The following is a 12,294-nucleotide window of genomic DNA, read 5'->3' as shown; positions in this document are numbered from 1 at the left end:
CTCCACCTAACTGTTTTGCTTTACAGCCGAATTTTGAGGCGGAAGTTTTACTGCTTTCGAATAGCTAGATAGATCTTTCACCCATATATTCATATCTTCCAACTTATCGAAAATGTAGCAATTATTCGCCAGTCTTCCTGCATACGTATAACCTAATTGATGAAAGGCAGCATTCATTCCGAAAGAAAGCGATCGAGCAATTGTATAGGAGCAGAAAATAGATCTTTCTCGAAGCTCTTCCTCTAATTTAATTAGTAAACTTTTCATAAATCCATGTTTACGATATTCAGGTAAAGTAGCACAATTCGTTAATTCTGCATTCCCTTCTTTTATATTCATTTCTGCAGATGCTGTACTAATAATTTTCCCCTCATATTCATATACGTAGTAAATTGTATCGTCTTCTTTCATCGTCTGTAATACATAACTCGCTTCATTTAAAGGTGTCGGATACACTTCAAATACTTTTCCGAATACAGTTGCTAATTCTTCTGCATCTTCTTCAGTCGCTTTTCTCAGCAAAAATTTCTCTGGAATTACTTTTTCTTTTATTTCTTTTCCTTTTACACCGCTTAATATAGTATCTTCCTCAGTCCAATGCATACTATTTCGTCTTTCATCATTATTATATTTCACAAAAAAGTATGCATCGTGTCCTTGAAAATAATGAGGTATCGTTGCTTCCAACAAAAAACCGAAAGAGAGCCATGTTGAAACATGCTCTCCCTTTCCTTTAATAATACATTTAGTGAAAGAATGTTCCTCTGCTAGTTCGTCAATTGTCTGTATAATACTTTCAACATTTCCTGTATAGTGATCTACCCGAATACGCTTATTAAAATAATCTAAAACGCCTTCTACTGTATAACAATTCGTCTGTTCTCTAAAAGATTCATAGTATTTCATTTTTTCACCTCACACCAATCTAGTAATGTACATGCAATAATTTTTGCGGCAGCTATCATTTTATCAACTTCTATATATTCGTTTGGATAGTGTGCTACTTTCGTCTCTCCTGGACCAAATACTATTGTTGGTACGTTTGCAATTTGTGTAAATAAACCTCCATCAGTCCCCCACGGAGATGCTTCAATAATTGGTTCGTTCCCTTCGATTTCAACAAAGTTGTGATGAAGTGTTGTAATGAGTTCATGATTCTCTTCTAATTCACCAGGAACCCATCTCGCTCCAAACCACTCTACTTCTACTGGATTTTCAACAAACCAATTGTCCACATCATTTAATTCAACAATCCAATTCTCAAACTCTTCTTTTGCCGCCTCTATAGTTTCATTCGGCGCAACACCGCATCTTCCTTCTAAAATTAATTTATCGGGAACAGAACTTGGCCAACTCCCTCCTTCAATTTTCCCAATGTTAATTGGAATTGGAATCGGAATTCCTTTAAATAACGGATCTGTAATTCGACTATTTCTTTTCTCCTCTAGCTTTCTTACATGTTCTATAACAAACATACTTTTTTCAATTGCACTAACCCCTTCATAACGCGTTCCACCGTGTGCAGCTTTCCCTTTTACACGTAGACGAAACCACATGGAACCTTGTTGTTTCGGGAAAAACTTCATATTAGTAGGCTCTGGAATAATGACACCATCTGCCTTATATCCTCGTAATATAGTTGCTAATGTCCCTGCTCCGCCACTTTCCTCTTCTATTACACTTTGAAAATAGATGTCTCCTTTTAATTCAATGTTAGATTCAATAATCGCTTCCATCGCAAGCATAAGTGCGACATTTCCGCCCTTCATATCCGTCGTTCCACGGCCATATATACGATTTCCGATTTTCTCACCGCTATAAGGATGATGTTCCCACTGATTCACATCCCCTTCTGGAACTACATCAATATGCCCATTTAATATCATAGATTTCCCGTCGCCACTTCCTTTTAAAGTTGCTACAATATTTGGGCTATCTGAAAAACTTGTACGGGGTGATACAAAATAAGGATGATCTTTCATTTTAGAAAAAGAAGGCTCCCATATATCAAGGTCTAAACCTAATTCACGTAATTTTTCAATCACAATTGCCTGCGCACCGCTTTCATCACCAGATACGCTCTTTTCTTGAATTAATCGTTTTAAAAATTTCACACTTTCCTCTTCACTGCTCTCAATATAATCACAAACTTGCTTTTTTAATTGCTCCATATATTACATCTCCCTTCATTCAATTACTAGTAAGTTAGAACTAATTTGAAAATCAGCTTCTGTATGTCGTTTTATATCTTCTACTGTGTATGGGCTCATTAATTCTTGTAATATAAGTCCACTCGGAGTTACCTCCATGACTGCCATATCAGTAATAATTAAATCTACACATTTCTTTGAAGTTAATGGCAATGTACACTCTGAAACAATTTTTGCATTTCCGTACTTATCAACATGATTCATCACAACAACGACCCGCTTCGCTTTTTGTGCTAAATCCATTGCTCCACCAATACCTGGAACACGTTTTCCAGGTACAATCCAGTTTGCTAAATCACCATTTTCACTTACTTGTAATGAACCAAGAATCGTTATATCTAGCAAACCTTTTCGAATCATACCAAACGCTGTGCAACTATCGAAATAACTCGCTCCTGTTATAAGAGAAGTTGGTAAACCTGCTGCATTACACAAATTTTCGTCTTCATTCCCTTTACTTGGCGTTGGTCCCATGCCGACGATTCCATTTTCCGCATGAAACATAACATTTATATCGTCAGGCAAATGATTTGGTACAAGCGATGGTATGCCAATACCTAAATTTACAATCATACCATTTTGTATTTCTTTCGCCGCACGCCTAGCAATCTTATCCCTCACTTCTACGCCCATACCCATTTCCAGTTCACTCCTTCCGACGGTACAATATAATTTACGAAAACACCTGGAACGACAATTTCCTCTGGATCTAAACTTCCAAGCGGGACTATTTCTTCTGCTTCTACAATTGTTATATCCCCAGCCATCGCTACATGAGGATTCATATTTCGTGCACTTTTGTCAAATACAAGGTTACCAAACGGATCTGCCTTTTTCGCATATACAATTGAAACTTCAGCAGTTAATGCTGTTTCAACTAAGTAGGTCTTACCATTCATTTCAACTGTTCGTTTTCCCTCTTCCACAATCGTATCAACACCAACATCAACTAAAACACCACCAAGACCAACGCCACCAGCGCGAATGCGTTCCGCTAATGTTCCCTGCGGAGAAAACTCAATTTGTAATCTTCCCTCGTTTAGTTGCCTTCCTGAATTTGGGTTGGAGCCAATGTGAGAAGTAATTAGTGATTTAACTCTTTCATTTGTAACAAGACGACCGATACCTACATCAGGAAATCCAGTGTCATTTCCAATCAAATTTAAATTTGTAACGTCTTTTTCTAAAATTGCCTGTATTAAAGATGGAGGGGATCCAATCCCTCCGAATCCCCCAAACATTAATGTCATATCATCATGGAACAAAGAAATTACTTCCTCAATTTCTTTTAATTTACCGAATGTATTTGTAATAGTTGTCATGCGATACTATGCCCTCCTTTTTGCATCATCTCTTCCACACTTTTAGAGAAAATTGAAAGTAATTCATCTAACTCGGAATATGTAGTTGTCATTGGCGGTGCTACAAGCAGTGCACTATCTTCTTTTCCTGCTTGCCCTGAAACTGCTTGGTATAAAAGTAGGCCATTTTTAGCTGCAACTGAAATAAGCTCCGACGCTTTTGTAAACGGTTGCAATTCTACTCCGATTAGCAACCCTTTTCCGCGCACATCAGCAATGATTGTCGATTGTTGCTGAACTTTCTGTAAGCCTTTTATTAAATACTCTCCCTTTTCTGCTGTTTTTTCAGGGAGATTATGTTTCTCCATATATTCAATAACAGCTAAAGCCGTTGCTGCAGACAATGGATTGGCACTTAACGTATGACCGCTCATTACTGAACGTGACCCACGTAATATTGGTTCCATAACACGATCACTTACAACTGTCGCTGCCATCGGTGTATATCCCGCTCCTAACCCTTTACCAAGTGTCATGATATCCGGTTCTACACCCCAATGCTCCATCGCAAACCATGCTCCAGTACGACCAAGCCCAGTCATCACTTCATCCGCAATAAATAAAATATCGTAATGGTCGCAAATATCTTTAATGACTTTATAATAGTCTTTCGGCGGAACAACCGCGCCTCCAGCTGCTCCGATAATCGGCTCAGCAATAAAAGCAGCAATATGCTCTGCACCAATTCTTTCAATTGATCTTTCTAGTTCAGTCGCACATGCCAGCTGACAAGTTGGATATACCTTTTGAACAGGGCATCTGAAACAATATGGAGCTGGTATAGTCGGATAATCTTCCAAAATAGATACGAAACGTTGTCTACGTAGTGGGTGACCAGACATCGATAACGCACCCATCGTAATACCGTGATAACTCATCCATCTTGATAATATTTTATGTTTCCCTTGAATACCTCGCTCTTGAAAATGCTGAATTGCAATTTTCATAGCTGTTTCATTTGCTTCCGTACCACTATTTACAAAGAAACTCCAGTTCAAATCTCCTACACTTAAATCACTTAACTTCTTTGCTAATTTTTCAGCCGGTTCACTCGTAAACTGTGATCTATAAACAAAAGCAATCTCCTCAGCTTGCTTTTTAATAACGTCTGCAATCTCCTTTACGCCATGCCCAATACCTGCCGTAATTGCTCCTGACGAACCATCAAAATATTTATTACCATTTTGATCATACAAATAAACACCTTTTCCATGTGAAATCATTGGATACGGCTGACCAACAAGTGGTTTAATTAAGTAATCGCGCATAGCGCTCCCCCATTTCTCCAATTTGTATATATATATGAAGAAAATTGACGTTTCTTTCATAAAAAAGAATCCTCTGCAAAAGCAGTGAATTTATCAAAAAACTATTATAAAATATACAAATGAGTGCTTAAAAATATTTATAAAACAGAAAATTCAGAACTCAAAGCGAAGACCAACCCTTTTCTATACGCCCAAATAACCCTCCCTTTTATATGAAATGACTACATCACCAAATGTTTTTATAGCATAATGCCAGCTGCCCTTAAATGCCGACATTCTGTACACTTCGACGGAACTCCCGTTAAACTCCTTCCTATTATCCTACTTTAAATTGCATATTTTAAAACAAATTTCGACACCCGCCTTACTAATCAATTCATATTTCTATTCATTATGTAAACTTTTCAGTTTTAAACTATAAAAAAAGAACCGATTAACCACACTAATCAGTTCGTCATGACGCTCTCTTATGGGTTAATACTGTCAATTGCTAAAATAAATAGAAAAATGAAGTTTACAAATTCATCCTACAGCCTATAACACAAAACCTTTTCATAACTTCATTCACAATTACTATCGGGATATCCCTATCCCGAAGTGGCACCCCTTTCCTGAGATTCAAACTACCTTTCCTTTATAATTTATGTAGGACAATTATCACTTTGTATGTGTATTTGCCTATAATTTAAAAAAACTCTAGTTTTCTAGCGATTGCTGGACATGTATTCAATATGTTAATTAAAATGCACTTTCAATTTGGCATTTATTTTACTTTCGTGCAGTCATTACTGCTTTACTCTGCCAAATACTCGTAAGCACCAGCACCTCTTTATGACGACATATTTGTTGTCAATTTTTAATTTTCCCTTTATAAAATTATTTTTTTCGCATAACCGCTTTCTTGCTTCGCATATAGTTTTAATGATGACAAAGGAGGAATGTTCATGTCTCAATCTGAAATTGAAAAATATGGACAAGAAGTTACGCAATACGAACAGCTCGCACGTTACTATCAGTTTCGTAATCCTAAGAAATATATAGAATTATATATGAAATATTACGATGCACTATCAAAACTTGTACAGGCGTATGAAACAAGAGACTCACAAGAAGCTGCTTTACCGTCACATATAAGAATTTTTCATGCCGATCCAAATATACCGGCGGTTGACATTTTAGTAAACGGACAAAAAGTTATTAAAAATATTTCATTTAAGCAATTCAGCCCTTATTTATCATTAGTGCAAGGTAAATACCGTATAGATATTGTTCCTGTCGGAAATGAAACTCCAATCTTTTCAGCGTTGGTACCAATAATGGGAAATCATACTTATACTCTTGCTGCAATAAATAGTGATAATCACCTACAATTACAGCCTATACTTGATAATACACATTTACCAGCTGGTCAAGCTAAAATACGCTTTGCACATTTCTCTCCAGATACCCCTATTGTAAATGTAGATTTAAAAGATGGGGATCACTTATTTGAAAATGTACTCTTTAAACAAATAACAGATTTTTTGCAAGTTAGCCCTGGTACAGCAGATATTGAAATTTCACTCGCAGATAATAAAAACGTTTTATTGACTATACCGAAATTCAATGTTGAACCAAATGTTATTTATACAATTTCAATAGTAGGTTATTCAACTAAAGATCCTAAATTAGAAGCCGTTATACTCACAAATTAAAACAGTCTACACCATTCATTTGGTGTAGACTGTTTATTTTTGAAATGCAATTTGAAATTCTGTCCAATCGTTATCTGATCGACACATAATGGATCCATTATGTTTTTCCACAATTTGTTTACATACAAATAATCCAATACCAGTTCCTAACTTTTTAGTAGTTACAAATGGTTCAAAAATCGTTTCTACATTTTCAGCTGGAATCATTGGTCCATTATTTTTTATCACAATTCGAATAGCTTGATCTTCTTCAAATACATCAATGATAATTTTTCGTTCTTCTTTCATTGATTCAAGAGCATCAATTGAATTCATTAATATGTTTAAAAATACTTGTCTCACTTCACTTCGATAACCAACAAGCGGAATTGGATACGGTAAATTCTTTTCAATCAAAACATTCGCATTGACCAAACTCGGATATAAGAATTGTATAATGTCTTGAAACAAGTCATTAAGCCAAAACCGTTCCGATTCATTCCACATTTCTTTTTTCGATACGAGTAAAAATTGCGAAATACGAAAATTTAATTGATCTAATTCATGCGAAATAATATCTAAATACGATAAACTCGGATGATCTGCCTTTAATAATTTGACAAACCCCATAATGGAAGTAAGCGGATTACGAAATTCATGTACAAAACTAGCTGACATTTGTCCTAAAATCGTCAGCCTTTCTTTATGTGTTTCGTTAATATATTGCTGTTTTTCCTCTAAATTCTTCGATATAATTTCCGAGTATTTTAAAACAGTATAATAAATTAATTTGTCAAAACAAGTATGTATTTTTGCCATAATTGGTTTCAATTCACGAGCGCTAACATCTAATTCACACATCGCTTCGAAAAGTTCATTTCTTCCCACGTTTGCGTTATAAACAAAATCTCCAATATTCGCATCTGCTCCAGCACGTTCAATAGCAATTTTCTCGCATAACGGTTGAAGATAATTTATATCTTTATCTTCCATAGTAAGTTCGATAATTAACTCTAGTAAATCCTCTCCATTTTGAACTACTTCTAGTTTAAATGGATCTTTTTCGGAAATTATCATTTTGTTTTTCCAGTTCTCTACGAATTGGTGCCTATTGTTTTTCAAGTGTGAACAAAATATTTCTTTAATATCCTTATCGATTGGAAAAACCTCCATTCCCTCCATTTCCATACGACGAATACCCTTTATATTTTGAATATTAACACAAAAAATACGATTCGTTAATAGATTTTTGTCACATTTTGTTAATTTCTGTTGATAAAATTATTTTTTCTTTCTTATTTAACTAATTGTATGCAAATTCCCTTTTTCCTTCACATATTTTCATTATTTCCGTAGTCAAAACGACTTTTTTTTGCATCATTTTTAATTCTTGCGTACAATAGAAAATGAAAGGTGTGAAAAATATGGTAAATAAAAATGTGGAAGATTATCTCCAAGAAGGCATTTACGGCCAAAAGCAAAACAAACCAGAAGAACGTAATATGTATTTAACTACATTACGTGAGCGTGTAGAAATCGCTTTAACGATCGGTCAAGTAATGCAAAGTAATGTATACTCTGAAGTGGCAGGTAGCATGCGCTCTTCTCAATCATTACAACTCCTCCTAAATGGTAGCATTGCTTACCCACATTTATCAAAATACATTAAATTAGCAAACGAAAAAAATGTTCCTTTTACAATTGTTCAAAATAAAGATACAGAAACACCAATCGGTTTAGTATTAACTCATGCTACTGCTGTAGATAAAGAACAAATTTATGTAGAAGATACTATTTTCAAACAAGAAATGAAGTAAAAGTTACACTTAATTAAATAGTTACTAAAAGCGTAAAAAAACGAGTATGGAATCGTAAACATTCCCTACTCGTTTTTTAGCGCAAATTTTAAGTTTTCTATTTTATTTTTTAATACATACTAATTTCATTTCTGTCATTTCTTCTATTGCATATTTAATTCCTTCGCGCCCCGTGCCACTTTCTTTCACACCACCATAAGGCATATGATCTACTCTGAACGTTGGAATATCATTAATCATGACACCACCAACCTCTAGCTCATCAATTGCACGCATTGCTTTAAATAAATTATTTGTAAATACTCCTGCCTGTAAGCCGTAACGCGAATTATTTACTTGCTCAATCGCTTCATCAAATTCTTTAAATGTATTTACTGTCATGAGTGGACCGAATACTTCTTGGCACTGCACAGATACATGATCTGGAACATTTGTTAATACAGTCGGTTCAAAAATTCTTGCATCCCGCTTCTTACCACCGCATAAAACAGTTGCTCCTTCCTTGATTGCTTCTTGAACCCACATATCAATTCGCTCTACATCTTTTTTTGAAATTAAAGCTGATACATCCGTTTCCTCAAGCAGTGGATCACCAACAACAACTGATTCCATCGCTTTCTTTAGCTTCGAGAGAAATTCATGCATTTTCGTTTCATGTACAAAAACACGTTGTACGGAAATACAAACTTGTCCATTATTAACAAATGCTCCCCATTTTACACGTTCAATTATTTCATCTGTTAACTCTACATCTTCATCAATAATAACAGCAGCATTTGAGCCTAGTTCTAACGTAACTCGTTTTAGCCCAGCCTTTTGTTTTATTCCGATTCCAACTTTTGGACTTCCGGTAAAAGTAATAGAAGCAACGTAATCATTTTTGACGATTGCCTCACCAACCGTGGCGCCAGGGCCAGAAATGATATTTAAAGCTCCATTTGGCAATCCTGCCTCTTCAAATAACTCAACTAATGCATAAGATGATAATGGCGTTTGATCAGCTGGCTTTAATACAACTGTATTTCCAGCAGCAATTGCTGGTCCAACTTTATGCGCTACTAAATTTAACGGGAAATTAAATGGTGTAATAGCCCCTATAACCCCAATCGGCTTTCGGATTGTATATGCAATACGCCCATCCGCACCAGGTGCGGCGTCTAATGGCAATGTCTCACCATATATACGCTTCGCTTCTTCAGCTGCAAATTTGTACGTTTGAACAGTACGATCTACTTCTCCCCTTGCAGCACGTATTGGTTTTGCAGCTTCTTTTGCAATAATCTCTGCAAATTCTTCTCTTCTTTCATCCATTTTTTGTGCAACTTTCTCTAAAATAGTCGCACGATCATATGCAGATAATTTATTCATTTTTATCATTGCATTTTTTGCAGCAGTAACAGCCTCTTTTACATCTTCTTCCGTTCCTTGTGCAATTTCCGCTAATGTTTCTTCAGAATATGGTGCGTATAATGGTTTATACGTGTTTACAGATTTCCAATCTCCGTTTATATATAAATGCTTTTTCATACTTCTTCTCCTTCCAAATATATGTATACAACAATACTTCACCTAGTGAAAGGTTCAACTTATGTCATTGTATCATAGCCCTTATCCCTCAAAAAACATTATGCTCAAAAAAACTCTGCTATATAGCAGAGTTTACGAGCTAATTTGCTCTTGTAACGGAATTTGTTTTTCATCTTCTAAAATAACAATCGATTCTACTATCTTTGTAACTTCTAATTTTTTTATATAATGTCCATCTAATTCTTTCACACAAAACTTATAATTTTCAATTTCAATGGAATCCTCTTCAGCAATCTCTATATTCTTCGTTAAAATCCAACCACCGATTGTATCAACACCATCATCATCAATCCCTAAACCAAATAACGTATTCACTTCACTAACAAGTACTTTTCCCTCTAGTATCGTCTTCGTTTCACTAACCTTTTGAATTTCTGGCTGCTCATCCGTATCAAACTCATCCTGAATATCTCCAACAATTTCTTCCAAAATATCTTCAACAGTAACAAGTCCAGATGTCCCACCATATTCATCTATCAATATAGCAATATGTGTTCTTTCTTTTTGCATTTTTAAAAACAAATCATGAATTGGAATAGAATCGATAACTAAAATAATTGGTCTCATATATTGCTCTACTGTCTTCTTATTAACAGCTTTATGTTGTACAAACTCAGTAAAAATATCTTTAAAATTCACAAAACCTATTACGTGGTCTTTGTCGCCATCAACAACTGGATACCTTGTATATTTTTCGCGAGACATTTTTTGCAAAGCTTCTTCAGCGGGCATTTCTTTACTTATAATATTCATTTCAGTTCGAGGTACCATTATTTCTTTTGCAATCCGATCATCAAATTCAAAAATTTTATTTACATATTTATATTCAGATTGATTAATTTCACCATTTTTATAACTTTCTGAAACTAACAACCGTAATTCTTCTTCTGAATGAACCTCATCATGCCCCTTCGGCGGTTTCAGCCCTAGCAGCTTCGTAATGATTCGAGCTGAACCATTTAATAGCCAAATGAATGGGAATGCAATACGATAAAAGAAAATTAACGGCTTAGAAACAAGCAAACTCACTTGTTCAGATTTTTGAATTGCAAATGTTTTTGGGGCCAATTCCCCTATTACAACATGTAAAAAAGTAATTAACAAAAATACTAAAGTTACAGCAAAAATATCTGCTAGTTGAGTAGGGATATTCCAATTTGCAAAAAGCGTATCAAACATTTGCTTTAACGCAGGTTTACCAAACCACCCAATTCCTAAAGCTGTAACAGTAATTCCTAACTGACAAGCAGATAAATATTCGTCTAAGTTTGTAATGACTGTTTTGACCGATGTTGCACGATTATTTCCTTCTGCAATTAAATAGTCAATTCGTGAACTTCTCACTTTAACAATTGCAAATTCTGCTGCAACGAAAAATGCCGTTAAGGCAATTAAAACAATCACTATACTTATACTATATATGTCCAAATACTTTTCCTTACTTACATTGTAAGCAAGGAAGCCACCTCCTACTTAATTTTATTCAAGTGAAGTAAGCATTCTAATACTCTAACAAAATTCTACATTAGCAACCACCTTTTTATATATTATATGCATACATAAAAAAGATATTTATCATTATGATAATCTAATTCATTTACACTCGTCAAATTATTCTAAATGTTACGATAAAAAATTTTTATTTAAACGAACTATTCTTCTCAACTCAATTTCGTGAAAAAACACTTTCTTTGCCGATTCCACACTTCTTTTGTCGCACTAGAAGGGAACTTACTTCATAGCTCGAAATCATTCAACAGGATATATATAGGAGGGATTATTTTGGAATATAAAACACCATTTATCGCAAAAAAATTAGGTGTTAGCCCAAAGGCTGTTGTCCGGATCGCGCAACAATTAAATCTTACGATAGAAAAAAACAAATATGGCCACTTTATTTTCACACAAGATGATGTCGATCAAATGTTAGAACACCATCTATTTCAAATAGAGCAGTCTCAAAATCCTCAACCTACTCAAAAGACTTCCTCAAATGAGGTTGAAGAATTAAAAACTCAAGTCAATACAATTGTTCAAAACATATCATCGAATGATTTTGAACAATTAGCTGATCAATTAAACACTATGACGAGAAGACTCGATCGAATGGAAGAACAAATGCAAGATAAGGCAAATGATGTCGTCACGTACCAACTTTTACAACACCGTCGTGAAATGGAGGAAATGTTAGAACGAATTCAAAAATTAGAAGCTGCCCTAACGAAAGAAGAACCCATTTATATTACTCCTGATTCAAAACCAACATACGAACGAGAAAAGAAACCGAAGCGCCGCAAAATGATTTTTAGTATATTTGGATTATAATTTTTAGACCCTTATTAAAATAATAAGGGTCTTTTTTAATGAAGAGTTATATC

At 34.9% G+C, this 12,294-nt stretch carries 11 protein-coding genes; 3 read left to right on the top strand and 8 right to left on the bottom strand.

Features of this window, described 5'->3' with window-relative positions:
* Positions 1-6 precede the first annotated feature (6 nt).
* Genes ablB through ACTJJY_RS21935 form a run of 5 tightly spaced genes read right to left on the bottom strand, consistent with a single transcriptional unit; the run spans position 7 to position 4,839 of the window.
* Entirely contained in the window at positions 7-906 is a 900-nt protein-coding gene (gene ablB / locus ACTJJY_RS21955; RefSeq protein WP_440606535.1) for a putative beta-lysine N-acetyltransferase, read from the bottom strand.
* The gene (locus ACTJJY_RS21950) at positions 903-2,171 is read right to left on the bottom strand and encodes a peptidase (RefSeq protein WP_440606534.1); all 1,269 of its coding nucleotides are present in this window, start codon (positions 2,169-2,171) and stop codon (positions 903-905) included. The genes ablB and ACTJJY_RS21950 overlap by 4 nt, the downstream gene beginning before the upstream one ends.
* Before the next feature lie 15 nt (positions 2,172-2,186).
* A complete protein-coding gene (locus ACTJJY_RS21945) occupies positions 2,187-2,849 on the bottom strand; it encodes a CoA transferase subunit B (RefSeq protein ID WP_000525277.1) in 663 nt (220 codons plus the stop codon).
* Positions 2,834-3,532 carry an acetate CoA-transferase subunit alpha gene (atoD, locus tag ACTJJY_RS21940; RefSeq protein ID WP_440606533.1) on the bottom strand — a complete coding sequence of 233 codons (699 nt, stop codon included), beginning with the start codon at positions 3,530-3,532 and terminating at the stop codon, positions 2,834-2,836. Before atoD ends, ACTJJY_RS21945 begins: the two co-directional genes overlap by 16 nt.
* Positions 3,529-4,839, bottom strand: a complete 1,311-nt coding sequence (locus ACTJJY_RS21935; protein WP_001205877.1) for an aspartate aminotransferase family protein — start codon at positions 4,837-4,839, stop codon at positions 3,529-3,531. Before ACTJJY_RS21935 ends, atoD begins: the two co-directional genes overlap by 4 nt.
* A gap of 944 nt (positions 4,840-5,783) precedes the next feature.
* Here ACTJJY_RS21935 and ACTJJY_RS21930 point away from each other — a divergent pair.
* The gene (locus tag ACTJJY_RS21930) at positions 5,784-6,533 is read left to right on the top strand and encodes a DUF4397 domain-containing protein (protein WP_440606532.1); all 750 of its coding nucleotides are present in this window, start codon (positions 5,784-5,786) and stop codon (positions 6,531-6,533) included.
* A 33-nt stretch (positions 6,534-6,566) separates the two neighbouring features.
* On the opposite strand, the gene ACTJJY_RS21925 is transcribed toward ACTJJY_RS21930, so the two are convergent.
* Complete coding sequence (locus ACTJJY_RS21925) at positions 6,567-7,700, bottom strand: BA2291 family sporulation histidine kinase (RefSeq protein WP_000425086.1); 1,134 nt, start codon at positions 7,698-7,700, stop codon at positions 6,567-6,569.
* Positions 7,701-7,936: 236 nt separating this feature from the next.
* Here ACTJJY_RS21925 and ACTJJY_RS21920 point away from each other — a divergent pair, with 236 nt between their 5' ends.
* Positions 7,937-8,329, top strand: coding sequence for a YueI family protein (locus ACTJJY_RS21920; protein WP_000247562.1), 393 nt, complete (start codon positions 7,937-7,939; stop codon positions 8,327-8,329).
* A 102-nt stretch (positions 8,330-8,431) separates the two neighbouring features.
* Here ACTJJY_RS21920 and ACTJJY_RS21915 read toward each other — a convergent pair whose 3' ends face one another.
* Together ACTJJY_RS21915 and ACTJJY_RS21910 are read right to left on the bottom strand one after the other, a co-directional pair.
* Positions 8,432-9,856, bottom strand: a complete 1,425-nt coding sequence (locus tag ACTJJY_RS21915) for an aldehyde dehydrogenase family protein (protein WP_440606531.1) — start codon at positions 9,854-9,856, stop codon at positions 8,432-8,434.
* Between the two features lie 132 nt (positions 9,857-9,988).
* Positions 9,989-11,344, bottom strand: a complete 1,356-nt coding sequence (locus ACTJJY_RS21910; protein ID WP_440606530.1) for a hemolysin family protein — start codon at positions 11,342-11,344, stop codon at positions 9,989-9,991.
* Between the two features lie 354 nt (positions 11,345-11,698).
* Here ACTJJY_RS21910 and racA point away from each other — a divergent pair, with 354 nt between their 5' ends.
* Positions 11,699-12,241 (top strand): chromosome-anchoring protein RacA, encoded by a 543-nt coding sequence (racA, locus tag ACTJJY_RS21905; RefSeq protein ID WP_000456014.1) that lies wholly within the window; start codon positions 11,699-11,701, stop codon positions 12,239-12,241.
* The last annotated feature ends 53 nt before the right edge of the window (positions 12,242-12,294 follow it).

This window comes from Bacillus sp. 22475 (assembly GCF_052044835.1).
GTDB classification, from domain to species: Bacteria; Bacillota; Bacilli; order Bacillales; family Bacillaceae_G; genus Bacillus_A; species Bacillus_A cereus.
Note: the sequence above shows the minus strand (reverse complement) of the source record. Positions and strands in the feature narration are given on the sequence as shown.